A 22,957-nucleotide genomic window follows, 5' to 3' on the forward strand; every position below is an offset into this window, starting at 1 on the left:
AACGGGCTCGACGGTCGCCAGGCCTGCTCGGGGTGGCGCTCGGTGACCTCAACGGGTTCAAAGTGCTCAATGACACCCACGGACACCGCTTTGGGGATCGGGTGCTGCTCGAAGTCGCGGCGGTACTGCGGCACTGGGCTCCTGAAGTGAACATGATCCCGTTCCGGCTGCACGGCGACGAGTTCGCGCTCCCGCTGCCGGATGTGGCCGGCCACCCCGAGGCCGACCGCGCCGTCCGCTGTGTACAGACCGCAGTGTCCCGGTTGACCGAAGTCGACGGCCAGCCGATCGAAGTCTCGATGGCACTGGGCGTGGTTACCGCACCGACCACCATCACAAACCCCCCCACCCCCCGGGCGATCGCCGATGACCGCATGTACGGCGACAAACACGCCACACGCACCCACCACACCAAGAACACGGTTTCCGTTTCACAGTAAGGAGTTTCGAAGTGCAGAGCATCAACATTCACCTCACCGGCCGCAGCGTCCTGACCGGGCTACTGCTGCTCGCGGTCGTCCTCGGCGTGCTGGCGCTGGTGTGGCTGCTGGTCACCCCGGCCTGGGCGATCGGGATCGGCGCGGGCCTGGTCCTGCTCATCCGGGGCCTGGTCTGGCTGTTCAAGCCCAGCGAGTAGGAAGGAAACGCATCGTGGGCCTGCTGCGCCGTAAACACGACAACAACGCCCCCGCCAAGACCGGGGACACCCGGCGGGTACGCAAGCTCGGATTCCGCATCTCCGAGGCTCGGAAGCTGCGGGGCCTGACCCGTGATCCGGACCTGTGCGCGGTGGAGATGGAACGGCGCGGGCGGCGGACACTGATCGGCCTGTGGTTCTTCCTCGCGCTGGGCCTGGTGTTCACCACCGCCGGGGTTCAGAAGTTCCTGGCCGGGGACACGGACAAGGCCGACCCGCTGTGGTGGGCCGCGTGGACGGTGGAGCCGATGTTCGCCGGGCTGCTGATCGTGATCCTCAACTTCGAAGCCGTGATCCTCTCCTACGGGATCGAACCCGATAGCGAGTGGTGGCACCGGTTGAAGCGGGTCCTGCTGTCGGCCACGCTCGCGATGAACGTCATCCCCCAACTCCTCCCGCTCGTGCGAGGTAACTGGGACGGGTTCAATCCCGGTTCGGCGGCCGTACACGCGATCATCCCGGTCATCGTCTACGGCATCGCCGAAGTCATTCCCGTCATCCAGGCCCGGCAACGTCAGGTCATGCTTCTGATCTACGAAACCACGGAGCACGCCGACGACACCGAAGAACCCGGACCCGAACCGGCGCGGCCGACCACCGAACCGGCCCCGGCTCCGACCCCGGCACCGGTTCCCGAACCAGCCCCGGCACCGGTTCCCGAACCTGTACCGGCTCCGGTGGTGCCTGCGATCCGGCGAGCTCCCCAGCTCCCGGCTCCGATCATCCAGATGATCAAGGATGCCCAGGCTCAAGCCCTGGCCAACGGACGAGAGTTCACCGCCGTCGACATCCAGCGCGTTGCGAAGCTGCCTGCGCCGATGGCTGAACAGGTCGCGGCCGAGTTCACCACCCACAACGGCCACGCGTTCAACTGAAACCCGTTGCGGGACAACTGAAAACAGATACAGCACAACCATGCTCGGCGGGCAGCACCGCGCGGGGGATGGACCTGGTGGTGATGCCCGCCGGGCTCTATCCCTCGAAAGGTCACCACATGGTGTTGCCCACGCTCCCGGACGTCGACCGCATCAAGCAACGCATCCAAGCCCCCGACTACCGAGACTGGCGCAAGAAGGTCGAAGACGTCTACGGCTGCCTCCACCCGGTCCGCCTCTCCGGCAGCTGGCAGATCACCGACAAAACCACCGGCCACGTACTCACCCGCCCAGACGGGCGCCCGGCCGAGACCAGCGGACACATCCTGTCCCCCTGCGGCAACCGCCGCGAGAGCGTCTGCCCGGCCTGCTCGGACCGCTACGCCGCCGACGCCTTCCAGCTCATGCGCGCGGGCCTCTCCGGCGGCTCCAAGGGCGTCCCGGTCACCGTGTCCGACAAACCCCGCCTGTTCGTGACCCTCACCGCCCCGAGCTTCGGGCCGGTGCACAACCGACGGACCAAAAACGGCAAGGTCCTGCCGTGCCGCTGCGGGCGCTACCACCACGAACACGACCCGCTGATCGGCCAACCGATCGACCCCGACGGCTACGACTACACCGGACACGTCCTGTGGCAGGCACACTCCGGCAAGCTCTGGAACCGCTTCACCCAGAAGCTGCGGCGGCACCTCGCCCGCGCGGCCGGGCTCACCGTCCGCGACTTCACCGACCACGCCCGGCTGTCCTACGCCAAGGTCGCCGAGTTCCAGCGGCGAGGCATCATCCACTTCCACGCCGTGATCCGCCTCGACGGCCCCGACGGCGCGATCGACGCCACCCCGGCCTGGGGCACGGTCGACCTGCTCTCCGACGCTGTGCGGGCCGCTCACGCCGACACCGCGGTCACCTCACCGAAGTTCAACGGCCAGGCGCTGACGTTCGCGTGGGGTGAACAAGTCGACATCCGGCCGATCCGCCCCGCCGAGGCGCGCCGGTTCGAGGACGAGCACGGCACGATCAGCGATGACCGGATCTCCTCCTACGTGGCCAAGTACGCCACCAAGGGCACCGGCAAGTCCGAAGCCGCTGACCGGCCGATCCGCTCCCGCACGGTGATCGAGCTCCTGCGCACCACCGAGCACCACAAACAGATCATGCGCACCGCCTGGGACCTCGGCGCACCCATCGTGTGCCCCGACTGCCACCCCCACGGCGAACACCAAACCGGGCCGGGTGGCTGCGCCTGCAAGACGATCGGCCACTGCGGCACCTGCGACAACGGCGGCTGGATCCCCGGGCCGCTCGACGAACTCAACCTCCGGCGCTGGACGCACATGCTCGCCTTCCGTGGGCACTTCCTGTCCAAATCGCGGGCCTACTCCACCACGTTCAAGCAGCTCCGCGAAGACCGGCAGATCTGGCGCTTTGAACAGAACCTCGCCGAACTCGGCGTCGAAGCCGACACCGTCGCCGTGGTCAACCACTGGGACATGACCAGCGTCGGCCACCGCACCGACGAAGAACGCGAACTCGCCGCCGCCATCGCCGAACGCACCCGCCAAGCACGCAAACACCGCTACGCCACCGAAAGGAAAGACTGACATGAGCAAGTTGTGGGGTATCGAAGAGGTCTCCGGCTACCTCGGCGTTCCCGTCGGAACGCTCTACCAGTGGCGTTCTCGGGGCTATGGTCCGGTCGGCCGCAAGATCGGCAAGTACATCCGGTTCAAGCCCGATGAAGTCGAGCGCTGGTTCGACTCCCAGGCTGGGGGGGCGGCCTGATGGCGGGTCGGCTGCCGCTGCCGCTGGGCAGCATGGGCGAGATCTCCGTAAAGCGGGTTGGCAAGTCATGGGCGGCCCGTGCCTGGTACCGGCGAGAGGATGGCACCTACGCCGATGTACGCCGCCGGGGAAGGACCAAGGAGTTAGCCAAGCAGGCGGTCCGCGACGCGATCAAGGACCTCGCGCCGTCTTCGTCTGCTGGTGCTGCGCTGACGGCTGCGTCTTCCTTCGGCGATGCCGCTGATCTGTGGTTGGCGCAGTTCCAGGCCGATGCTGAGGCCGGGGTCTACTCCCTGACTTCGCTGGACACCTACTACAACGTGTATGTGAACCACGTGAAGCCCGCCTTGGCGCGGCTCCGGCTTTTCGAGGTGAAGACCCCAGTGGTCAACAAGCTGTGCCAGGCGAAACTCAAAGCGCACAGCTTGACCCTCGCCAAGCTCGTCAAGGCCGTGATCAGCAACATCATGACTTTCGCGATCCAGGCCGGAGCGGTGGACGCGAACCCGACGAAGGGGATCGCCCCCTTGACCGAGCGGCGGGCCAAGATCAAGCGCAAGAAGCCACGTTCACTCACCAAGAACGAGTTGCACGATCTGTTGGCAAAGCTCGACGCTGATGAGGAAGCGAAGAAGCGGGACTTGCCCGACCTGGTGCGCTTCTTCGTTGCCACAGCGGAACGGGCGGGTGAGGCTCTGGGCGCTCACTGGGAGGACCTGGACGCTGAGGCGAAGATGCTGAAGATGAGCGGCAACCTGATCCGAGCACGTGGCAAGGGCGCACTCCGCAATGATGGCAAGACCGATGGTTCAGCACGCGATATCGCCTTGCCTGACTGGGCAGTGAAGATGCTCTTGGAGCGAGAATCCCAGCTCGGGGGCGTTGATCCGACCAAGCCCATCTTCACCAACACGAAGGGCGGTTACCTCAACGCATCGAACGTCGCTAATCGGACGTGGGTCCCCTTCCGTCAACGTGCAGGGTATGAGTGGGTGACCTTTCACACACTGCGGAAGACGGTCGCCACGCTGCTGGACGAGGCCGGTCTGACCGCTCGGCAGGTGGCGGACCTGCTGGGCCACTCGCGCGTGTCGATGACGCAGGATGTCTACTTCGGCCGAGGGCAGGAGTCCCGCGCGAGCGCCGAGGCGTTGGCGTTCGTGGTCCCCACCGAGTAGCTGGGAAAAGTTGGCAATTTGTTGGCAACCGGCTCGGCCAACAAGAAACCCCAGGCCGTGTGACCTGGGGTTTTGGTGGGTCGCCTGGGGATCGAACCCAGAACCCGCGGATTAAAAGTCCGCTGCTCTGCCAGTTGAGCTAACGACCCGCGTGCCCAAGGTTACAAGGTCCGGGCGATCTTGTGCGGTGATGGTCGCAGCTTCTTCGTCGATGAAGATCACACTGCGGGCGGATCACCCGTCGGCTAGTGAGGGGTTCCCCCCTCCTTCCGCCTAATCCGCAGGTCAGAACATGGGGGAATTTTTTTCACATCGCTCGGAGCAACCCCGGCACCAGACGCACGTCTTCAGGACAAAAGCGAGAAACGCTCAAGGGCAAGACGAAAGGGAACAGCATGTTGGTCAACCGGACTCGGACGTTGGGCGCGATCGCTGGACTGCTCGGCGGTGCTCTTCTGCTCGCCGGATGCGGTCAGCCGGCAGCGGCCCCGGCCGCGCAGGACGGCGCCACCCAGGCCGCCGGGGTCGCACCCGGTCGATCACCGATCCAGGCCAGCGGCTCCACCAGCACCCACAGCGATCAGCAGCACACCGACGGCGACGACAGCCGCCAGACCGCGAGCACCGACGCCAACCAGAAGTCCACCAGCACCAACGTCGCACGTCAGCCCACCGGCACCGAGTGCTCGGCCAAGGACTTCAAGGTGGACCTCAACGTTCAGCCCAGCCAGCCCGGCGTCCTCCTGATGGCCGTGTCGAACACGTCCCAGAAGGTCTGCAAGCTCAACGGCTGGGCGGACGTCGCGCCCGTGGACATGTCCGGCGCCCCGCACACCAACGTGCCGGTCCAGAAGGTCAAGATCCCGGGCGGTCCGACGGAGTTCAGCCTCGACCCGGGCGAGACCGGCTTCGCCGGGGTGCGCGTCGAGCGGGGCGACAAGGCGGACCCGGACACCGTGGTCGCGACCGGCTTCAACGTCACCCTGCCGGGCACCGGCGGGCCGGTGAACGCGAACATCATCGGCACCGACGGCACCCAGACCGGCAACGGCAGCCTCTACGCCGAGTTCCCGGTCAAGGCGATGAAGATCGGCACCCTCCAGCCCGTCTCCCAGGGCGTCACCGTCTTCGACTGATCCGAACGGTTCGAGACGCCCCCGGTCGAGTTGCTCGGCCGGGGGCGTCTCACTTCAGTAGGCGGCCGTGCAGGTGGCGCGGATCTGGGAGGCCGCGATGTGGGCGCCCTCGCCGCCGGCTCAGCCCGCCCAGTCCTCGCCGCGGCTGTGCAGCTTGACCGACAACCTTACTGCTGGAACCGGTCGGCCTTGACGGCAGCGACGAACGTCGACCACTGCGCGCGATCGGCGGTGAAGTGCCCGGCGGCGCGGTCCTTGCTGTCCCGGACCGCCGCTCCGTCGGCTAACGCACCGACCTCGACACATGCATTGCCCGTTGCGCTCCGGCTGGACTTACGCCAGTTCTGCGGAGTCGTCATGGGAGGAGCCTCCTTCTGCTGCAGCGGCTAGCTCGGCGATGAACTTCGCGGAGTCCGAAGCGTCCATCGCGACATCTCGAAGAGTAGTGACCGCGTCCTGAAACGCCTTCACTTCCTTCGGGCTATGCAGCAACGTCAGGGAGCTGAAGTGCTCGATGTAAACGATCGGCTCGCCCTTGGTGAACGCGAAATGGATGAAGCTGCCCGCGTGGCTCGGGTTCCACTCGGTTGCTCTGCTCGGCACGACAAGAATCTCGATGTTGTCGACTTCCACGGCAGCGACGAGGTGCCGAAGTTGTTCAGCGTGAACGGCGGGACCCCCGATGGGCTCCCGGAGCGCGTTCTCCGTGATGATCGCAGTGAAGGTAGGCGCGTTCTGCTTGGTGAGAACGTCTCGTCTGCCGACGCGCGTCGCGGTGCGGACGCCTGCGTCGTGCGGTGACCATCTGGAAATGATCTCGTGCGCGTAGTCGTAGGTCTGCAGCAACCCGGGGATGACCGTGGTGGCTACCTCGACGATTGCTCGCGCCGTCCGTTCGTACTCGATGAGCGTGGTCATGTCGCGGTGCGATGAGTCGCCCACCGCAACCCAGTTCGCATCTCCCGCGACGCGAGCAAGCTCGACGATTCGGGAACGTTCGCTGGGCGACGCATCGAGCGCTGTCATGATCGCAGCGACAGTCTCGGGTTCCGGACGCTTCTCGCCAGTCTCGTATCTCGCGAGCACGCTGTGGTGCTTCCCGAGCTTTGTCGCGAGCTTTCGCAAGGTGACCCCAGCGGCTTCGCGATGTTCCCGCAGTTCAGCACCCAATGCGCGAACCTTCGGAGTCCCTTTTCCGTCGCCAGCCACGCGACAAACCTAGCCGACGCAAGCAAAACGGCGTGGTCATCCGATGTGATGATCGGCGCTATGTCGCTAGCGACATACTCAATAGCTAGCGACACTTTTTTCACTGCGGTACTCGAAACAGCGACCGAGCGATTACCGAGGTGATGGCGATGTACCCCTTCCACTGGGTTCCGGCTGCTGGGCGGCGGCATGCGAGTACCGATCGGCGGCCGGAGGGCGCTTTGGCCTATCCGACCGGCACTTCCGTGTCGACGTTGTGCCGGCAGGAGCTGTCGGCGGACAACTGGGAATTGGCTTGGCTGTGGTCGGCATGCGGCGACTGTGACTCCGAGGCGCACCGGATCGCGCGAGATCTCCTCGCCACTGCTACCGAAAGAACCAAGTGACGTGTTGACCATGCTTCCCGGAATTGCCGGGATCACCGGTGCTGCCGCGCTCTGCCTGCTCCTCACCTGCTGGAAGTCCTACCGGCCGCAGCACGATGGCGGCGGCGAAGGCACCCTGACGGTTTTGGCAGCTCATCGCCCACGTCGAGGCCGAACGACAACAACAGGACCGAGGCGGCCGACACCGGCTCCGCGAACCGCAACCACCACCGTAATCCACATTGGACGTTGCGGAGCCGCGCTCTCAAGAACTCCAGCGGCGCATCCTGGAAGCTCTCCGCCACCTCTAGCGGCAACAGACCCGGGCCCGACCGCCGATGCCCCCGACCTGCGGCGGACGGCCCTGCGGGCCGGTCGGCGCGACTCCCCTCCCCACGCACCGACCGGCCACCCCATCCACCGACTCAGCGCCGGGACAGCACACACCACGCCTGCACGGGACTACGCTCCACCCAAGACACCCCACGTGTCCACAATGGACCACTCGTGGTCAGCGACCAACAGACCGCGAACCATGAACATCACAAACCGCCTTCCGCGTCCCGCACTTGCCCGAAAGGGCAAGTCCATATGTTGATTCGCAACCCCGCTATGGCATGCACGTCTTCAGGAGTGAGAGATTGCAAAGCGCTCGGTGCGTGCTACGAAGGGATTCACAATGATGCTCAACCAGACTCGGACGCTCGGTGCAATCGCCGGATTGTTCACCGGGGCGCTCCTGCTCGCCGGGTGTGGTCAGTCGACGCCGGCTCCCGTGCCTTCTTCGGGCGGCGTCAGCACGCCCGCTCCGGCTGCTGGAATCGCCGCCGGCGATTCCAGCAGCACGCCGGTGAACGAGCCGGCTCCCTGGACCCACGCGGGCGGCCAGCAGATCGACAACCCCGACTGCACGGCGTCGGACATAAAGGTCGACCTGCAGGCCCAGCCGGATCGCCCCGGCGTCCTTCTGATGGCCGCGACGAACAAGTCGGAGAAGACCTGCAACGTCAGCGGCTGGGCGGACATCACCGCCACCGACATGTCCGGCGCGGACTCCAAGATCCCGGTGGAGAAGGTCAAGATCCCGGGCGGCCCGACGAAGTTCGAGCTCGCCCCGGGCAAGACGGCGTTCGCCGGAGTGCGTCTCAACCTCGGCGACAAGGGCGGCGACGTGACCGTCACCGGCTTCCAGGTCAAGGTGCCGGGTGTCAACGGCCCGGTGAACGCCAACTTCCTCGACACCAAGGGCAAGAGCTCCGTGCCCCAGATCCCGCTGAAGTCGTTGAAGGTCGGCACCCTCCAGCCCGTCGCCCAGGGCGTCACCGTGTTCTGATTCGATGACACCAGCGAGAGGCACCCGCGACCGGGCGATCGGTCGCGGGTGCCTCGTTATGTCCGTCGGATCAGGCGGCTGAGGGTGCGGGCGACGCAGGGCGAAATGCGCGGCCGCACCGCACACTCTGGGCGCAGAAAGGAGTGCGCGGTGCAGCGCGGTTCCCGGTCAGGGGGTGAAACCGGGAAATCTGGTTACCGGTGGCGGTCGGCGCGGGTGCTGCGGGGCCGGATAACCGACGGCAGGGCGGTCTGCCCTTGCTCCCGAACGAACACGGTCTTCCTCCTGAACTCGGACCGACCCAGCGCCGAAGACTGCCAACGCCAATACTGGCGGTAACTCATCGAATACATGGACAACCGACGGGGCTGCGAGTCCTTCGGGAAGTCATAGCTACCCGAAGGACTCACGGCTGCGTGCCCTCACCAGCCCAGGACGCAGTCCCCGGCTGGGCGCGCGCCCTCTGGCTCAGCGCTCGAAGCAGTCCCGGAACTAGCGTGATCGCCAGTGGCGATCCGTGAGCGTCGAAGTCCACATCGGACACTACGGAACCGCCTTCCCAAGAACTCCAGGGCCGCATCCTCGAAGCCGTCCGCCACCTCTAGCGGCACCAGACCCGGGCCCGAACGCCGATGCCCCCGACCTGCGGCGGACGAGCCCTGCGGGCCGGTCGGTGCGCCCCCTCCCCACGCACCGACCGGCGACCCGACACGGCGTCAGCGCCGGGACAGCACCCACCACGCCTGCACGGCGGCGAAGACCAGGATCGCGGCTCCGACCACGCTGGTGACGTGCACGCCGAAGGTGAAGGCATGCGCCGCCGACTCCCGCAGCGCGACACCCTGCTCCACCGGCAGCTCGTTCGCCACCGAGAACGCTCCGCCCAAGGTGTCCCGCACGGTGTCCACTATGGATTCCGGGATCCCGGCGAGATCCACATTCCTGCGGTAGGCGGCGGTCAGTACGCTCCCGAGGATCGCGATGCCCATCGCGGCGCCCAGCTCGTAGCCGGTCTCCGAGATCGCCGACGCCGCGCCCGCGTTCTCGGGGGCGACGCTGTTCATGATCGTGTCGTTGGTCGCCGTCTCGGTGACACCCGCACCCAGGCCGACGACCATGAACGCCACGACCACCAGCCAGGCGCCGTCCTGCGCCGGGAGCAGCACCATCAGCAGGTAGCCAAGCGACGTCGCGAGGATCGCCGCACCCAGCAGCTCGGCCAGCCGGACGCGGCGGATCAGCCGGACGGCCAGCAGCGACCCGACCACCGACAGTGCGATGCCCGGCAGCAGCGCGAGCCCCGCGCGCAGCGGGCTCATGCCCAGCACGAGCTGCAGGTACTGGGTCATGAAGAACAGTCCGCCGACCATCACGAACACCGCCAGCAGGTTGCTGGCGACCGCGACGCTGAACCGCGCGTTGCGGAACAGGCTCAGGTCCAGCATCGGCGCGTCCAGCCTGCGCTGCCTGCGCACGAACGCGTAGCCGGCGATCATTGCGACCGCCACCGCAGGCAGCGCCAGCGCACCGCCGCCGGCGAACTCCTTGATGCCGAGGACCAACGCCAGCATCGCCAGCAGCGACAGACCAGCGCTGGGCAGGTCGTAGCGGCCGGGCGCCGGGTTGCGCGACTCCGGGATCAGCAGCGGGCCGACGATCAGCAGCAGGACCATCACCGGCAGGTTGATCAGGAACACCGAACCCCACCAGAAGTGCTCCAGCAGCACCCCGCCGAGCAGCGGGCCGAAGGCGGAGCCGCCAGCGAAGGTCGCCGTCCAGGCCGCGATCGCGGTGGTCCGGGCGCGGGAGTCTGTGAAGATGTTGCGGATCAGCGACAGCGTCGAGGGCATCAGCGTCGCCCCGGCCACGCCCAGCAGCGCGCGGGCCGCGATGAGCAGCTCGGCACTGGGCGCGAAGGCCGCCAGCGCGGAGGCGAGGCCGAAGCCGGTCGCGCCGATCAGCAGCAGTTGACGGCGGCCGATCCGGTCGCCGAGCGTGCCCACCGTCACCAGCAGCCCGGCCAGCATCACGGAGTAGATGTCGACGATCCACAGCAGTTGCCCGCCGGTTGGCCGCAGCTCCTCGCTGATGTGCGGCAGGGCGAAGCTCAGCACCGTGTTGTCGACCGAGATCAGCAGCACGGGGAGCAGGAGGGCACCGAGCGCCGCCCATTGCTTGCGGGTAATCAGAGGCGAATTCAGCTTGATCATTTTCTACTCGAGTTTTCTGTACCGTCCAGACGGTATAGTAACCGTCCGGACGGTACAGTGCCACCCATGTCAGCCACCAACACCCGCGACCGCATCCTCGACGCGCTCCAGCGGATCCTGGTCCGGCAGGGCACGGCGGCGGTGACACTCGAATCGGTCGCCGCCGAGGCAGGCGTGTCCAAGGGCGGCCTGCTCTACCACTTCCGCTCCAAGCAGACGATGCTGCAGGGGCTCGTGCAGCGGCTCGGCGAATCCGCCGAAGCCGAATTCGAGCAGGCCGACAGGGCCGGCGTGGACGTCGTCCGGTACTTCCTGGAGACCTCGCAGCCCGCCTCGGACGAGGAGATGGCGCTGTACTGGTCGGTCATCGCGGCTCTGCGCAGCACCGAAGAGCTCAGCGAGGCGGACACCGAGGTGCTGGCCAGGGTCTTCGCCCACTGGTCGAAGCTGCTCACGGACTACATCGGCGACCCGGTGCTCGCCGAGACCATCCGCCTGGTCGGCGACGGCCTGTACCTGAGCGCGCTGTCCGGCCTGCCAAGCCCTGAGCCGAAACTGCTGCAACAGGTCTTCGACCGCCTGCTGGAACAAGCAGCCGAAACCCGCCGAACCCGAGCCTGAACCGAGGTGAGGGGCACCCTTGAGCGGCTGAGCCGCTCAAGGGTGCCCCTCACCTCGGAAGGTTCACCGGGATTTGGCGGGGAAGGCGTTGGTGCGAGCCGCGATCGTGGTTGCCAGGACCGGCAGTAGGAGGAGCAGGAGCGCCAAGGGGAAGGCTGTCGGGCCCGGCCCGGCCCGGCCAGGATGAGGCCGCCGATCACGCCGCCTGCTGCCCTGGCCGCGTTCCAGAAGGTCACCAGCATCGCTTGGGCCGTGTCCGCCGCTTCCCCGCCCGCGTTTCCCACCGCCGTTTGGAGCAGGGTCGGGACGCCTCCCCAGCCCAGGCCCCACAGCGTCACCGCGACGTAGACCAGGGGTTGGGTTTTCCGCCAGGAGCGCCAGGAACGTGGCCGCGAGCGCAACCAAGATCGTGCTGGCGATCGTCAGCGTTCGCAGCCGGCGGTCGATGTGGGCGCCCACGATCCAGATGCTCACCATCGATGCGATGCCGAAGAACAGCAGGACCAGGTCGACGGAGCCGCCCATTCCCAGCCCTGCGAGGAAAGCGGCGATGTAGGTGTAGAGGATCGTGTGGGCCTGGTCGCGGAAAGCGGGATCGCCGCGACGGCCGCGACTACGACGAGTACAACGTGGACCGCGTGCTGCAGATCCGCGGGCTGCTCGACGCCGGGCTGCCGACCCGCATCATCAAGCAGATCCTGCCGTGCCTGGACAAACCCCGCGTCATCTACTTCCCAGACGCGACACCGGAGATGATCGCCATCCTGGAACTCGAACGTGACAGAATGACCGACCGAATCAGGTGCCTGACCCGGAACAGGGACGCCGTAACGGAATACCTCGACGCGGTCCTGAAATATCGCCACACCGGCGAAATCCCGCCCCCAGCCCGGTCGGGTCAAGGGTGAGGGGCGCCTGTGAGGCAGTCAGGGATATGGTGAGGCCGGGATGTGTTTGGGGCGAGCCGATCCTGTCGAGGCGGCGAAACGGCGTGACGGTCGTATGGCTGGGGCGATTTCCCGCGAAATCGTCACCTTGCCGACGTGGCGAGCGGCGATTTCGCGCCAAATCGCCGCCACTGCCGTAGGGCCGCCGTCTTGCTGGCACGCGGAACGAGTTCTCAAACAGCCTCTACAGCTACCCAAGCACTCACGAGGCACCCGTACACAGCGTCGTCCGCCGCCTTCAGCCTCACACGCGGTGGCAATCCAAAAGAGACGGTTGCTCGCGAAAGCGGTTAAGCCGCGCGAGAAAAGTGCTCCGCATCGAACTGCCAACGACCGCTGCTGGCGGAGTCCGGGTGGCAGTCACCTCTTGGACTCCGCCAGCGATACTGCACGGCCTGCGCGCATTTCCGTGTCAGGCGAAGGCGCAGTTCACGGTAGGCGCGGCCACGGTGCCTCCCGCGTTGCAGACCAGCGTGCGGTCAGCCTCGAGCGGGCCGAATGCGTTCACGGGCTTGCCGTTCACGGAGAACTGCACCGTCGTGAAGGCCTCGGCCTGCACCTCGCGGGAGGAGTTCGGCTCCAGGACAGCGGAGAAGCCGTCGCCGTTGCCGTTTACCACGGAGTACTCCAGTGCGTAGTCGGCCGAGCTGATCCGCAGTTCCGGCGCATTCGCGGCGGGCGCGGCGGCGGCGAATGCGCCCGTGCCGACCAGCGCTCCCGCAGCCAGCAGTCCAGCGATCACTCCGCGCTTGCCGAAGGTGAAGTCCATGTCCGCTACTCCTTAAGGTCTTTCACTAGTTATCTAGTGGAATACCTAAAAGGTAGCAGTGATGCGGATCGCTCGCAAGGCCGGGGGTCTAGGAAAACGGCAACGAAAGATGCATCGACGGGACGGTCACGCCGGCAGACGCCTCACCAAGAGCAGAACGAGCCGATTCGCGCCAGCAGCGCGGAAGGGCTCCCGCGCGGGGCGACGCGGCAACACACGTGCGAAGCTGCCGCCGGATGCCGGAAAACAGCAAAACCCCGCTAACCGCCGGTTTGTCGACGGGGATCAGCGGGGTTGGCGAGTGGTAATCAGGCTCCCGCGCGCACGCGATCGGCGCGCAGGTATCCGGTCACGAGCGATTCCAGGTCGAGCTGTTGCGACTCCCATCCCGGGGCGAGCGCCCCGGGGTCGCGCACCAGCAACCGCTGCTGCCGACCGGATTTCCTCACATGCACGACCGTCCCGGCCTCCGGGGGCCCCGCATCGGCGGGCCCCACCAGGTCGCGGTGCTCCTCGAGAAGTTCGTCGACGTCGCCGTCCAGTTCCACGCCTCCGCCCTGCAGCAGCAGGAGGTGGTCGCACACCTCGCGCAATTCGCCGAGCAGGTGCGAGGAGATCACCACGGTCATCCCGCGGTCCGCGACGTCGGCCATCACCAGCCTGATGGTCTCGTCCCGGGCCAGCGGATCGAGGTCCGCGAGCGGTTCGTCCAGCATCAGCAACCGCGGCAACCGCCCCAGGCACAGCGCCAGTGCGAGCTTGGAGCGCATGCCCGGGGACAGCGAGTCGACCCGGGTGCCGACGTCCAGCCCGCCGAATGCGGCCAGCGCCTCCTCGACGCGCTCCTGCGACCAGCGGCGGTTCATCTTCGCCGCCGCGCGGACCATCTCCGCGACCGTGAAGGTGCCGTACAACGGGCGACGCTGCGACAGGTAGGCCGCGTCAGGGTGGATGCGGCCGCGCACCTTGTCGCCGAACACGCGCACGGCACCCGACGACGGCTCAACCAGGCCCGCCGCCAACGCCAAGAACGTGCTCTTGCCCGCACCGTTGGCACCGACCAGCGCGACCACCTTGCCTTCGGGGAGCTTGACCGTGCAGTCCTCGATCCCCCGACGGTCTCCGTAGCGCTTGGACAAACCGATGGTGCTCAGGGCGCTCATGATTGGCGTTCCAGTCCTCCGGTCGGGAAGTGCTCGTCACGGACGGCAACGAAGAGCGCATCGACCTCTTCGACCGTGAGCCCGCCGCTCCTCGCGCGGCTCATCCAGTCCGCCAGGTCGCGCCGCATCGGGGCCTCGACCGAAGTGCGGTCGCTGGCCAGCGAGCGAGTCACGAAAGTACCCACTCCGCGCCGAGCCTCCACCAGGCCGTCCCGCTCCAACTCGCGATACGCCTTCAACACCGTGTTCGGATTGACCGCCGTGGCCTCCACCACCTCGCGCGCGGTGGGCAACCGGTCACCGGGCCCCAGCAGCCCCAACCGCATGGCCTGCGTGACCTGCTGGACGATCTGCATGTACGTGGAGACCCCGGAGCGACGGTCGATCCGGAACTCGATCATACCGCCCAGCATAAGGGCCGCCATCACCGAAGTCGCAAGCTACGCAGCGTTATCAATGCTGCCTGCGGAGCGTCCACGCGGTTCCTGCGAGTAGCAGGACCGCGACCGCACCAAGAACGCCGAACTCGATCAGCTGCAGCATCGGGGCGTACGAGGCCGGAACGACTTCAGCGTATTTGCCGATCACCCCGTGTTGCGCATAGCACTGAGCCAGGTCGGAGGTCGAGCCTGAACCGCCGCCCCGCACACCGCACACCGCGGGATCGAAGCCGCCTTCCGGTATTGCCCGCCCGTCGGCACCCAGGTAACCCACCTGGACAACTTCGTCCAAACCGGACGCGGGAGCATTCATCGGGTCGTCCGAGGTCCGCAGCTGCGACGGCACCAGCGACGGTCCCACCACTGCGACGACCCCGCGCACCGCCACCAGCCCGGCCAGGGTGCTGATCATCGCCGGCAGCGACCGCCCCACTACCGCCCCCAGCAGGGCGCCCGCCGCGTAGCTGAGAAGCAGGTGTGCGGTCGGAATCCAGCCCGTGCTCTCGAAGTTCAGGAACGCGAACGGGCCGTTAACCAGGGGCCCCATCAGCCCGGCATCCGCGACCCAGGAACTCACCAGCAGCTGCAGGACCACCAGTACGACCAACGAGGGCACCAGAAGCATCACCAGCTTGACCGCCATCCAGCGGACCCGGCTGACCGACTGCGTGAACGCGAGCACGTGGGTGCCGTGCTCGATCTCGCGGGCGAACAGCGGCGCAGCGCTGAACACACCCAGCAGCACCGGGAGGACCACGATCACGAGTTGGCCGGCTTTGAGCAGGTCAAACCACTCGTCGCGGAAATCACTCGCCTCGGTCGCGCAGCCCGCACCGCGGACTCCCATCGCGAGGCACCGCTGCAGGCCCTGTTCCTGGATCTGCTGCGACATGCTCGTGTGCAGCACAAATACCGCGACCGCGCCTAGCAGCAACACCGCTGCCATCAGCAACACCTGCACGCGGTGCTGTCGCCATGCCAGCCAGGTCATACCTCTACCTCCATGTCATCCCTGCGCATGTATGCAAGCGCGATGTCTTTGAGCTGCGGTTCCTGCTCGTGCCACCCCGGCGCCCGCACGGGTTCGCGGTGCCTGGCGACCACAGCCCGGCCCTGCGGAAGTGCGACGTCGTCGATGACGTCCTCCGCGCGCACCGGAACGGTTGCATGCACCGGCCCGCGCAAGATCCGGTGTCCCGCCTTGAGAGCGCCGATATCGCCGGCCACCCGGACCTTGCCGCGCCCGAGCAGCAGCAGGTGATCGCAGACCTCGTCCAGTTCGCCCAAGACGTGGGAGGACAGCAGGACCGTGATGCCGTTCTGCCGGGACTCTTCGCGCAGCGTGCGCAACGTCGCCTGCCTGGCCACCGGATCCAGGTCTGCGAGGGGTTCGTCGAGCATGAGCAGGCCGGGGCGCTTCCCGAGTACCAGGGCGAGCGCAACCCTGGTGCGCTGACCACCAGAGAGGTGCCGGATCTTGGCCTCCAGCGGCACTGCGGCCTCGCGCACGAGCCGCTCCGCGTAGCCCTGGTCCCAGCGGGGGTTCGTCCGCGCCCCCAACCGCAGCGTCTCGGCGACCGTCAGGCCCGGATAAAGAGGCTTCCCCTGCGCCAAATATGAGACGCCTACTGGGACACCTGCACCGGTCGGACGCTGCCCCAACACCTCTACCGCACCTTCGCTGGGCGCGAGCAGCCCGGCCAGCAGCCCCATCAGGGTGCTCTTGCCCGCACCGTTGTGCCCCACCAGCGCAACCATCCGCGCCCCGGGCAGCTGCACCGAACAGTGCCGCAGTGCCCAGCCCCGCCGGTACCGCTTGCCGAGCTCACGTGCGTTGACCGCGACGTGCCCCGGCGGATCAGTGGACGGCATCAGGCCTCCCATCGAATGCAGAATGTTTCACTAGTTATATAGTGTTTTGCGGTAGAAGTCCAGCCCAGGAGGGCTCCCGCCCCTGGAAATCCGAGGCACCGCACCGCCCGACGGCGCACGGGCAGGATGCACCAACGGGCATGGCTCGCCTACGTGGTCAACAAGAGCCGTGCCCGTCTGCACCCAGGGTGAAGAACTTTGGGCTGGCAGATTTCCAGCTCGCCGATACGACGTCATCGGGGATGGTGATGCCTGCTGCACGGGCACGGGCACGGCCGCCCGAGGGCACAACGTGGAACTCCAGGGAACGGATGCCCTTGATGTCCTTCGGACGCACGCCGTCCCGCAGGGCAGCCGCCTCCCAGTTCACACCCCGGTGTTCCTCGACCTGGAACTGGATGGCCTCGTCGTCGGCGATGTCCAAGTCGTCCCCGTCGTGCGGGACGAGGCCGGTGTGCTGCACGTTTGCGGAGCCGACCGACTCGGCCGGATTGCCGGCCACGTCGGCCGGATTGCCGGCCACGTCGTAGCCGGCGAGGTTCCAGGAATTCGCCGTGCCGCGCGAGCCACCGCCGAACGCCGGTTTCGACGAATCGTCGAAACCGGGCAGAATCAGCGCCGAAACAGACAGTCGTTCACGAAGGACAGATAACCATGCTTCACCAGCGCACCCGACTGACCGGTTCGATGTTCGGCCTGTGCACGGCCGCAGCTCTGCTCGCCGGTTGTGGTGGTGGCCAGGCCCCAGCCCCCGGCCAGCAGAGCCCGCAGCCGCCGGCTTCCCAGGAGCACGGCCAGCACGCCGCAGCCAAGCAGACGTCGGCGACCTTCGAGCCCTACAAGGAGGGTGCCACGGCGATCACCTACGACCCCGCGCAGGTGCCGCCCGGGGCTCACATCGACCTATCCTCGGAGCGTGCCAACGGCCACACCAAGATCACCGTCAAGGTCGAGGGCCTGCAGCCGAACCGCGACTACGGCGCCCACGTGCACACCAAGCCCTGCGGCCCCAAGGGCGACGACGCGGGCCCGCACTTCCAGGAGAAGGCCGACCCGGTCAAGCCGTCGGTCGACCCGGCCTACGCGAACCCGCAGAACGAGGTGTGGCTGGACTTCCACACCGACGCCGCGGGCAACGGCATGGCCACCGCCGAGGGCACCTGGTCGTTCGACTCCCGGCAGGACGCGAAGTCCTTCGTGATCCATGCGAGCCACACGCACACCGAGCCCGGCAAGGCGGGCACGGCGGGTGACCGCCTCGCCTGCACCAACGCCACGTTCTGACCAAGCCGAAGGGCGCCTCCGACCGCACGGGCCGGGGACGCCCTTCGTGCTCCCGATTTTTTAACTGACCAGTCAATTAATTTGCTAGGCTGATCGTCATGGCACGAAAGGCCGACCCGGAACGGTCAGCAGCGCGACGCGAGGCGATCACGCAAGCGGCCGCGAAGCTGTTCGCGGAACGCGGCTTCGAGAACACCTCCGCGGCGGAGATCGCGAAAGCCGCGGGCCTCAGCTCGGGCAGCGTTTTCTACTACTTCACCGACAAGCGAGCGCTGTTCCGCTCAGTCTTCGAGCGCGACCTGCCGATGTCCCGCGAGCTGGTGCAGCGCTGCACCGCCGGCGAAGACCCGGTGGCATCGATTCTGGCGATGGTGGACGAGCTGGCGGTCGAGGCGATGGACCCGATCGCCCCGGGAATCCTCGTCGAGGTCCTGCGGCAAGCGGGCAAGGATCCCGACTTGATGCGGGTGATCGCCGAGAACACCGCGATCCTGCACGAGGGATTCGCGACGCTGGTCGAGCGCGGCATTCGCACCGGAGCCATCGACCCGGCACTGGACCCACGCGAAACAGCGGAGTGGATCCAGGTCGTCATCGACGGCGCCTTCCTCAGCGCCGACCCCGACCGGGATCCGCGTCCGATGCTGCGCCGGCTCATCACAAGGTTCCTCTCCCGACCGTGCGACCCCGCTGGAAAACCCGCATGACAACCACCGAAACGTCCGTGACCCTCCGCATGCCCAACGTCATCCTGTGGCTGCTGGGGATCGGCGGCGGCGCAGCGGGCTTCGGCCTGGGATTCCTGGCCAAGCCGCTGGTGCAGTGGATCCTCGACGCCGTGGGCGACGCCCCCGGCCCGCTGCGGGTGGCAGCTGCCCTGCCAACGGTCTGGGCGGTGCCCGCGCTCACCGTCGTCGGCCTTCTGGCGGGTGTTTGGCTGGCGGCCACCGCGCGGCAGGAAAGCCTGGTGCTGACGGTCGGCACCGGGGGCATCGGGCTGCGCCAGGACGGGGCCGACCGCTACGCGCCGCGCGATTCGATCGCGGCGGTGTTCCTGGACGGCAAGGAACTCGTCCTCCTCGACGGGGAAACTAAGCAGATCACCCGGAACAAGGCATCCGACCTCTCGAAAAGGGAACTGCAAGCGGCGTTCGAAAGCTACGGCTACCCGTGGACGGGCTTCGGCGACCCCCGCGAGCCGGAGTTCCAGCGCTGGACGGACAGCCACCCGAACCTCGACGAAGAAGCCAACCAACTGCTGCGAACCAGAGCCCGAGCGCTGCAGGACAAACAACCAGGTGCGGCTGCGGACCTGGCCGACCGGCTCCAATCCATCGGGGTGGTCCTCCGGGACAGGGACGGAACCCAGCAATACCGCCGAATCCCGCCCACCGGCTGACTGGGCGATCGCGATCACACGCGGGACGAGCCCCCAACGCCCCGCCGCGGCGTGGCAGCCCGCAACAACCGGAGGACCGCGAGAGCCCGTTCGCCTCGCTTCCCCGGAATCAGCACCGCGACGACCCCGGCGAGCAGGAAAACCAGCGCCGACGGCCCATACCGGAGCAGCAGGGCCACTGTCGCGATGGGTAGCGGAGCGCTGAGAAGCGCTTGGATGAGTGGTGACATGGCGCGTTCTCCCTCGAAGGACGAGGAGAAACGCCCGCAGCATGTGACACGCGCCCTCCTTCGCCACGTAGAAGAAGGAACGCCTGCACCTCCACGGCCAGCCGACCCCCGTTTCCGGCCACCGAGTCAGGGACAGACGATCTCGGACGACGACAGTCTGGCACCCGGACACCAACCACGCCTATACGCCGTCCGGAGCACCGCAGCGAGAAAGTCTGCGACGCGGGGTAGCCGTCGCTCCGCCAGTGCCGCCGGACTCAGTTCTGTTCACCGGTGCCATCAAAATTGAACTCGCCCCTGTTCGCCGCAGGGCGAGCAGCCGAGCGGTCGAGCGGCCGACGATGATCGTATGCGATGGGGGTCACAGTTCTTCGGCACCCGGATCGTGCCCGCTACGCAGGTCACGGCAGATCGGAACCCGGCGTCGGGGACAATGGGCGGCGATGACCGCGCTCGATTCGCCTCCCGCCGCGGCCCCCGAGGCCGGGCCCGCCCTGAAGATCGGTCCCTACGCCGTCGATCCGCCGGTGGTGCTCGCGCCGATGGCCGGGATCACCAACGTCGCCTTCCGGCGGCTCTGCCGGGAGTACGGCGCCGGGTTGTACGTCTGCGAGATGATCACCAGCCGGGCCCTGGTCGAGCGGCACCCGAAGACGCTGGAGATGATCACCTTCGACGCGGACGAGCACCCGCGCTCGATGCAGCTCTACGGCGTCGACCCCGTGACTATGGGCAAAGCCGTGCAAATGATCGTCGACGAGAACCTCGCCGACCACGTCGACATGAACTTCGGCTGCCCCGTCCCCAAGGTGACCCGCAAGGGCGGTGGCTCCGCGCTGCCGTACAAGCGGCGGCTGTTCGCCGACATCGTCTCGGCCGCCGTCCGCGCCGCCGAGCCGGCGGGCATCCCGGTCACGGTGAAGTTCCGCATCGGCATCGACGACGACCACATCACCTACCTCGACGCGGGCCGCCTCGCCGAGGAGAACGGCGCCGCCGCGGTCGCGCTGCACGGCCGCACCGCCGCCCAGCGCTACTCGGGTACCGCGGACTGGTCCGCCATCGCCCGGCTCAAGGAGCACGTCCGCACCATCCCGGTGCTCGGCAACGGCGACATCTTCAGCGCCGACGACGCACTGCGGATGATGGCCGAGACGGGCTGCGACGGCGTCGTCGTCGGCCGCGGCTGCCTCGGCCGTCCGTGGCTGTTCCGCGACCTGCAGGCCGCCTTCGCCGGTGAGCCCATCCCGGCCGGTCCGGCGCTGGGCGAGGTCGCCGCGGTGCTGCGGCGGCACGCCGAGCTGCTGGCCGACCACATGGGCGAGGAGAAGGGGCTGCGCGACCTGCGCAAGCACATGGCGCAGTACCTGCGCGGCTTCCCCGCCGGCTCCGACCTGCGCCACCAGTTCGGCCTGGTGTCCAGCCTGGCCCAGCTCGACGACCTGCTGGCCCAGCTCGACCCCGACGTGCCGTTCCCGGCGGACGGCGAGGGCCCGCGCGGACGCCAGGGCTCGGCCGGTCGGGTCGTGCTGCCGGAGGGCTGGCTGGACGACCCGGACGACGTCACGGTGCCCGCCGGCGCGGAGATCGACAGCAGCGGCGGCTGAGTGGCCGCGGGACCGCAATCCGCTGCGACGGGCCGAATTCGCCACCGCTGGGCCGTCCTCGTCGGCGTGTCGACGGTGCTGTTCGCTGCCGGATGTGCCGCGCAGGCAACCGAATCCGAACCGCTGCGACTGTCCAGGCAGTACTTCGCGGACAACAACATCGCTGCTGCACAAGGACCTCAGGCGCAACAGGAGTTCTTCCGCCGCACGCAACATCCCGATTTCCTCGGCCAGAACTGCGAACTCGGGGAGACGACCGTCGAAATCGATCCGGCATCGTCGACGCTGCGGCCGGATCCGGAATTCGCCCCGGACGGCATCCGACCGCGCGGCGATATATGGGCCATCGGAGTGGAGGTGACCACCCGAATGGCGGACAGCATCACAGGACATCAGATCGGTTCGCTACATCTGGTGCTGCTGGACGGTCGAATGCACGGGTTCGCGCCTTGCCCGGCCAGATAATTGGTTGCGCGATCAAAGGCTCGTAACGCGAAGCGCGGGGGAACCGATGAAGTTGTCATGCAGTGATGCGGAACACACCCTGGTTTGCTCGTCCGTGCGGGTGGGTCCGATCCGTTTCGCTTCCACACCCGCCCCTCCGCCCGGTACACATCCTAGGCAGCTGAAGATTCGAGCGGCGCTCGTCAATTTCAGGCCAGGCCAGGGTCAGCCGGTTGAGCGAATTAGGGCGGCGCGCGAGTCAGACCAGCTCAAGCGATCCGTCCCACCCGACGACACCACGGACGGGAGGTGAGTGCGATGACCGGACTGCGCAACGGTTTCGCCGGGCCGGAGCCACTTCGTGACGACGACCCGCCAACCGTGCTGCCTCCTGGCCGCCGCACCCGCCAGGACCTGGCCAACGGGACCGGGATGGCGGAGCTGCACGAGTCGATCGCGAGCCTGCTGGCGTCGCAGGGCCAGTGGCGGCAGGCGTACCACCACCTGCGGTCGGCCTTGAACCTGATGTCCACAACGGACACCCCGCGAGTGCCGGAGCAGTTGCGGCACGAGGTCAACCGGCTGCGCCGCGAACACGCCGAGGCCCGCGAGCAAAGCCTGCGGGACACGCTGACCGCCAGCTACAACCGCCGCTACCTCGACGAACGACTGGCCGACCTGCTGGCCGAGCACGCCGGGACGAACGACGGGCTGGCCGTGGCGCTGGTCGACCTGGACTGGTTCAAGCAGGTCAACGACACCTACGGGCACCTGCTCGGCGATCGGGTGCTACAGCGCGTCGTCGACCTGCTGCAGGAGGCGCTGCCGACCGGCGCGTTCTGCGCCCGCTACGGCGGGGAGGAGTTCGTCCTGGTCCTGCCGAACATCAAGCCAGCGGCCGCGGTTGCGGTGTGCGAGACGGCCCGCTCCCGGGTGGAGCGGTTCCCGTGGGCGCAGATGGCACCGGGGCTGCTGGTGACGATCAGCGCCGGGGTCGCGCATGAGCACACCACGGCCGATTCCGCGCCGGTTTCGGCCGAGCAGCAGTTGATCAGCGCGGATGCGCTGCTCTACGCCGCGAAGCAGTCGGGGCGCAACGCGGTCGCGTACCGATCGGGGTCCGAAGTCCGATTGGCCGGAATTGCGGCCGGGCGGCGCGACACTATCCCGCGGAGGGTCGCCGGTTACTGATCGCGATCACCTAGGAGCACTGGGTGTATTTAAGTTCGTTTATGCCGGTCATCCGGCTTAGCACAGATGGTCGTATTGGACGAGACATCGGGTAGGATCGTGCACTGATTGTGAAGAAATTGTCGCCCACTATCGTCAATTCGGGCGATCGGCCGTACTATCTCGGAGGCGCCGACCGATACACGTCGGGGGGTATCGAACGCGT

General features: G+C 67.3%; 27 protein-coding genes, 1 tRNA gene and 1 pseudogene. 18 read left to right on the top strand and 11 right to left on the bottom strand.

The window, feature by feature from the left end; translation table 11 throughout:
• The 6 genes from SSPN_RS55670 to SSPN_RS0130555 form a co-directional block, all read left to right on the top strand.
• Window positions 1-440 (top strand): GGDEF domain-containing protein (locus SSPN_RS55670; protein WP_010312552.1); only part of this gene is annotated, 440 nt, incomplete at its 5' end.
• Between the two features lie 11 nt (window positions 441-451).
• Window positions 452-637: a hypothetical protein gene (locus SSPN_RS46670; protein ID WP_010312554.1), complete on the top strand. Its 186-nt coding sequence runs from the start codon at window positions 452-454 to the stop codon at window positions 635-637.
• A gap of 14 nt (window positions 638-651) precedes the next feature.
• Complete coding sequence (locus SSPN_RS55675) at window positions 652-1,572, top strand: hypothetical protein (protein ID WP_010312556.1); 921 nt, start codon at window positions 652-654, stop codon at window positions 1,570-1,572.
• Window positions 1,573-1,691: 119 nt separating this feature from the next.
• Window positions 1,692-3,173, top strand: coding sequence for a replication initiator (locus tag SSPN_RS0130545; RefSeq protein WP_044576165.1), 1,482 nt, complete (start codon window positions 1,692-1,694; stop codon window positions 3,171-3,173).
• Window position 3,174: 1 nt separating this feature from the next.
• Window positions 3,175-3,354 (top strand): helix-turn-helix transcriptional regulator, encoded by a 180-nt coding sequence (locus SSPN_RS0130550; protein WP_010312560.1) that lies wholly within the window; start codon window positions 3,175-3,177, stop codon window positions 3,352-3,354.
• Complete coding sequence (locus SSPN_RS0130555; protein ID WP_010312562.1) at window positions 3,354-4,532, top strand: tyrosine-type recombinase/integrase; 1,179 nt, start codon at window positions 3,354-3,356, stop codon at window positions 4,530-4,532. Before SSPN_RS0130550 ends, SSPN_RS0130555 begins: the two co-directional genes overlap by 1 nt.
• Window positions 4,533-4,605: 73 nt before the next feature.
• On the opposite strand, the gene SSPN_RS0130560 is transcribed toward SSPN_RS0130555, so the two are convergent.
• Window positions 4,606-4,681: transfer RNA gene (locus SSPN_RS0130560), tRNA-Lys, on the bottom strand.
• Window positions 4,682-4,927: 246 nt separating this feature from the next.
• Here SSPN_RS0130560 and SSPN_RS49475 point away from each other — a divergent pair.
• Window positions 4,928-5,668 (top strand): DUF4232 domain-containing protein, encoded by a 741-nt coding sequence (locus SSPN_RS49475; RefSeq protein WP_010312564.1) that lies wholly within the window; start codon window positions 4,928-4,930, stop codon window positions 5,666-5,668.
• A gap of 167 nt (window positions 5,669-5,835) precedes the next feature.
• Here the strand turns inward: SSPN_RS49475 and SSPN_RS0130570 are convergent, their stop codons facing one another.
• Together SSPN_RS0130570 and SSPN_RS0130575 are read right to left on the bottom strand one after the other, a co-directional pair.
• Window positions 5,836-6,027, bottom strand: coding sequence for a DUF397 domain-containing protein (locus SSPN_RS0130570; RefSeq protein WP_010312566.1), 192 nt, complete (start codon window positions 6,025-6,027; stop codon window positions 5,836-5,838).
• On the bottom strand, window positions 6,002-6,877 hold the full coding sequence (locus tag SSPN_RS0130575) for a helix-turn-helix domain-containing protein (protein WP_063713974.1): 876 nt from the start codon (window positions 6,875-6,877) through the stop codon (window positions 6,002-6,004). Before SSPN_RS0130575 ends, SSPN_RS0130570 begins: the two co-directional genes overlap by 26 nt.
• 149 nt (window positions 6,878-7,026) lie before the next feature.
• On the opposite strand from SSPN_RS0130575, the gene SSPN_RS46680 reads away from it, so the two are divergent.
• Both SSPN_RS46680 and SSPN_RS0130590 read left to right on the top strand, forming a co-directional pair.
• Window positions 7,027-7,263 (top strand): HC3 family zinc finger protein, encoded by a 237-nt coding sequence (locus tag SSPN_RS46680; protein WP_237710849.1) that lies wholly within the window; start codon window positions 7,027-7,029, stop codon window positions 7,261-7,263.
• A gap of 658 nt (window positions 7,264-7,921) precedes the next feature.
• Window positions 7,922-8,575 (top strand): DUF4232 domain-containing protein, encoded by a 654-nt coding sequence (locus SSPN_RS0130590; protein ID WP_010312572.1) that lies wholly within the window; start codon window positions 7,922-7,924, stop codon window positions 8,573-8,575.
• A gap of 716 nt (window positions 8,576-9,291) precedes the next feature.
• On the opposite strand, the gene SSPN_RS0130600 is transcribed toward SSPN_RS0130590, so the two are convergent.
• On the bottom strand, window positions 9,292-10,785 hold the full coding sequence (locus SSPN_RS0130600) for an MFS transporter (protein ID WP_010312574.1): 1,494 nt from the start codon (window positions 10,783-10,785) through the stop codon (window positions 9,292-9,294).
• A gap of 66 nt (window positions 10,786-10,851) precedes the next feature.
• On the opposite strand from SSPN_RS0130600, the gene SSPN_RS0130605 reads away from it, so the two are divergent.
• The 3 genes and pseudogenes from SSPN_RS0130605 to SSPN_RS46685 all read left to right on the top strand — a co-directional run.
• The gene (locus tag SSPN_RS0130605; RefSeq protein ID WP_010312575.1) at window positions 10,852-11,406 is read left to right on the top strand and encodes a TetR/AcrR family transcriptional regulator; all 555 of its coding nucleotides are present in this window, start codon (window positions 10,852-10,854) and stop codon (window positions 11,404-11,406) included.
• 385 nt (window positions 11,407-11,791) lie between these two features.
• Window positions 11,792-11,962, top strand: coding sequence for a hypothetical protein (locus tag SSPN_RS62310; RefSeq protein ID WP_010312576.1), 171 nt, complete (start codon window positions 11,792-11,794; stop codon window positions 11,960-11,962).
• 52 nt (window positions 11,963-12,014) lie between these two features.
• Window positions 12,015-12,314, top strand: a pseudogene (locus tag SSPN_RS46685) (MerR family transcriptional regulator); the annotation flags it as partial.
• Window positions 12,315-12,765: 451 nt separating this feature from the next.
• Here the strand turns inward: SSPN_RS46685 and SSPN_RS0130615 are convergent.
• From SSPN_RS0130615 to SSPN_RS0130640, 6 genes are all read right to left on the bottom strand, one after another.
• Window positions 12,766-13,122 (bottom strand): hypothetical protein, encoded by a 357-nt coding sequence (locus SSPN_RS0130615; protein ID WP_010312578.1) that lies wholly within the window; start codon window positions 13,120-13,122, stop codon window positions 12,766-12,768.
• A gap of 308 nt (window positions 13,123-13,430) precedes the next feature.
• The gene (locus SSPN_RS0130620; protein WP_010312579.1) at window positions 13,431-14,285 is read right to left on the bottom strand and encodes an ABC transporter ATP-binding protein; all 855 of its coding nucleotides are present in this window, start codon (window positions 14,283-14,285) and stop codon (window positions 13,431-13,433) included.
• The gene (locus SSPN_RS0130625) at window positions 14,282-14,686 is read right to left on the bottom strand and encodes a GntR family transcriptional regulator (protein ID WP_101377153.1); all 405 of its coding nucleotides are present in this window, start codon (window positions 14,684-14,686) and stop codon (window positions 14,282-14,284) included. The genes SSPN_RS0130620 and SSPN_RS0130625 overlap by 4 nt, the downstream gene beginning before the upstream one ends.
• A 52-nt stretch (window positions 14,687-14,738) precedes the next feature.
• Window positions 14,739-15,716 carry a hypothetical protein gene (locus SSPN_RS0130630; protein ID WP_010312582.1) on the bottom strand — a complete coding sequence of 326 codons (978 nt, stop codon included), beginning with the start codon at window positions 15,714-15,716 and terminating at the stop codon, window positions 14,739-14,741.
• Window positions 15,713-16,597 (bottom strand): ATP-binding cassette domain-containing protein, encoded by an 885-nt coding sequence (locus tag SSPN_RS0130635; RefSeq protein ID WP_044576172.1) that lies wholly within the window; start codon window positions 16,595-16,597, stop codon window positions 15,713-15,715. The genes SSPN_RS0130630 and SSPN_RS0130635 overlap by 4 nt, the downstream gene beginning before the upstream one ends.
• Window positions 16,598-16,754: 157 nt before the next feature.
• Window positions 16,755-17,120 (bottom strand): hypothetical protein, encoded by a 366-nt coding sequence (locus tag SSPN_RS0130640; RefSeq protein WP_010312586.1) that lies wholly within the window; start codon window positions 17,118-17,120, stop codon window positions 16,755-16,757.
• Between the two features lie 131 nt (window positions 17,121-17,251).
• Here SSPN_RS0130640 and SSPN_RS0130645 point away from each other — a divergent pair, with 131 nt between their 5' ends.
• The 3 genes from SSPN_RS0130645 to SSPN_RS0130655 all read left to right on the top strand — a co-directional run bounded on the left by SSPN_RS0130645 (window position 17,252) and on the right by SSPN_RS0130655 (window position 19,280).
• The gene (locus SSPN_RS0130645) at window positions 17,252-17,881 is read left to right on the top strand and encodes a superoxide dismutase family protein (RefSeq protein WP_010312587.1); all 630 of its coding nucleotides are present in this window, start codon (window positions 17,252-17,254) and stop codon (window positions 17,879-17,881) included.
• Between the two features lie 98 nt (window positions 17,882-17,979).
• The gene (locus tag SSPN_RS0130650) at window positions 17,980-18,588 is read left to right on the top strand and encodes a TetR/AcrR family transcriptional regulator (protein WP_010312588.1); all 609 of its coding nucleotides are present in this window, start codon (window positions 17,980-17,982) and stop codon (window positions 18,586-18,588) included.
• Entirely contained in the window at window positions 18,585-19,280 is a 696-nt protein-coding gene (locus tag SSPN_RS0130655; RefSeq protein WP_010312590.1) for a YqeB family protein, read from the top strand. The genes SSPN_RS0130650 and SSPN_RS0130655 overlap by 4 nt, the downstream gene beginning before the upstream one ends.
• 14 nt (window positions 19,281-19,294) lie before the next feature.
• Here SSPN_RS0130655 and SSPN_RS0130660 read toward each other — a convergent pair whose 3' ends face one another.
• Window positions 19,295-19,510 carry a hypothetical protein gene (locus tag SSPN_RS0130660; protein ID WP_010312591.1) on the bottom strand — a complete coding sequence of 72 codons (216 nt, stop codon included), beginning with the start codon at window positions 19,508-19,510 and terminating at the stop codon, window positions 19,295-19,297.
• Window positions 19,511-19,953: 443 nt separating this feature from the next.
• Here SSPN_RS0130660 and dusB point away from each other — a divergent pair, with 443 nt between their 5' ends.
• The 3 genes from dusB (at window position 19,954) to SSPN_RS0130675 (ending at window position 22,752) form a co-directional block, all read left to right on the top strand.
• The gene (gene dusB / locus SSPN_RS0130665) at window positions 19,954-21,117 is read left to right on the top strand and encodes a tRNA dihydrouridine synthase DusB (protein ID WP_010312592.1); all 1,164 of its coding nucleotides are present in this window, start codon (window positions 19,954-19,956) and stop codon (window positions 21,115-21,117) included.
• The gene (locus tag SSPN_RS0130670; protein ID WP_010312593.1) at window positions 21,118-21,582 is read left to right on the top strand and encodes a hypothetical protein; all 465 of its coding nucleotides are present in this window, start codon (window positions 21,118-21,120) and stop codon (window positions 21,580-21,582) included. It begins immediately after the preceding gene.
• Window positions 21,583-21,879: 297 nt separating this feature from the next.
• Window positions 21,880-22,752, top strand: a complete 873-nt coding sequence (locus tag SSPN_RS0130675; RefSeq protein ID WP_010312594.1) for a GGDEF domain-containing protein — start codon at window positions 21,880-21,882, stop codon at window positions 22,750-22,752.
• Window positions 22,753-22,957: the final 205 nt, after the last annotated feature.

The organism is Saccharopolyspora spinosa NRRL 18395, from assembly GCF_000194155.1.
Lineage (GTDB): Bacteria > Actinomycetota > Actinomycetes > Mycobacteriales > Pseudonocardiaceae > Saccharopolyspora > Saccharopolyspora spinosa.

Coding starts and splice junctions, on each gene's coding strand:
- SSPN_RS0130545 (WP_044576165.1), top strand. CDS start 1,692: ATGGTGTTGCCCACGCTCCCGGACGTCGACCGCATCAAGCAACGCATC.
- SSPN_RS0130550 (WP_010312560.1), top strand. CDS start 3,175: ATGAGCAAGTTGTGGGGTATCGAAGAGGTCTCCGGCTACCTCGGCGTT.
- SSPN_RS0130555 (WP_010312562.1), top strand. CDS start 3,354: ATGGCGGGTCGGCTGCCGCTGCCGCTGGGCAGCATGGGCGAGATCTCC.
- SSPN_RS49475 (WP_010312564.1), top strand. CDS start 4,928: ATGTTGGTCAACCGGACTCGGACGTTGGGCGCGATCGCTGGACTGCTC.
- SSPN_RS0130570 (WP_010312566.1), bottom strand. CDS start 6,027: ATGACGACTCCGCAGAACTGGCGTAAGTCCAGCCGGAGCGCAACGGGC.
- SSPN_RS46680 (WP_237710849.1), top strand. CDS start 7,027: ATGTACCCCTTCCACTGGGTTCCGGCTGCTGGGCGGCGGCATGCGAGT.
- SSPN_RS0130590 (WP_010312572.1), top strand. CDS start 7,922: ATGATGCTCAACCAGACTCGGACGCTCGGTGCAATCGCCGGATTGTTC.
- SSPN_RS0130600 (WP_010312574.1), bottom strand. CDS start 10,785: ATGATCAAGCTGAATTCGCCTCTGATTACCCGCAAGCAATGGGCGGCG.
- SSPN_RS0130605 (WP_010312575.1), top strand. CDS start 10,852: ATGTCAGCCACCAACACCCGCGACCGCATCCTCGACGCGCTCCAGCGG.
- SSPN_RS0130615 (WP_010312578.1), bottom strand. CDS start 13,122: ATGGACTTCACCTTCGGCAAGCGCGGAGTGATCGCTGGACTGCTGGCT.
- SSPN_RS0130620 (WP_010312579.1), bottom strand. CDS start 14,285: ATGAGCGCCCTGAGCACCATCGGTTTGTCCAAGCGCTACGGAGACCGT.
- SSPN_RS0130625 (WP_101377153.1), bottom strand. CDS start 14,686: ATGATCGAGTTCCGGATCGACCGTCGCTCCGGGGTCTCCACGTACATG.
- SSPN_RS0130630 (WP_010312582.1), bottom strand. CDS start 15,716: ATGACCTGGCTGGCATGGCGACAGCACCGCGTGCAGGTGTTGCTGATG.
- SSPN_RS0130635 (WP_044576172.1), bottom strand. CDS start 16,597: ATGCCGTCCACTGATCCGCCGGGGCACGTCGCGGTCAACGCACGTGAG.
- SSPN_RS0130645 (WP_010312587.1), top strand. CDS start 17,252: ATGCTTCACCAGCGCACCCGACTGACCGGTTCGATGTTCGGCCTGTGC.
- SSPN_RS0130650 (WP_010312588.1), top strand. CDS start 17,980: ATGGCACGAAAGGCCGACCCGGAACGGTCAGCAGCGCGACGCGAGGCG.
- SSPN_RS0130655 (WP_010312590.1), top strand. CDS start 18,585: ATGACAACCACCGAAACGTCCGTGACCCTCCGCATGCCCAACGTCATC.
- SSPN_RS0130660 (WP_010312591.1), bottom strand. CDS start 19,510: ATGTCACCACTCATCCAAGCGCTTCTCAGCGCTCCGCTACCCATCGCG.
- dusB (WP_010312592.1), top strand. CDS start 19,954: ATGACCGCGCTCGATTCGCCTCCCGCCGCGGCCCCCGAGGCCGGGCCC.
- SSPN_RS0130675 (WP_010312594.1), top strand. CDS start 21,880: ATGACCGGACTGCGCAACGGTTTCGCCGGGCCGGAGCCACTTCGTGAC.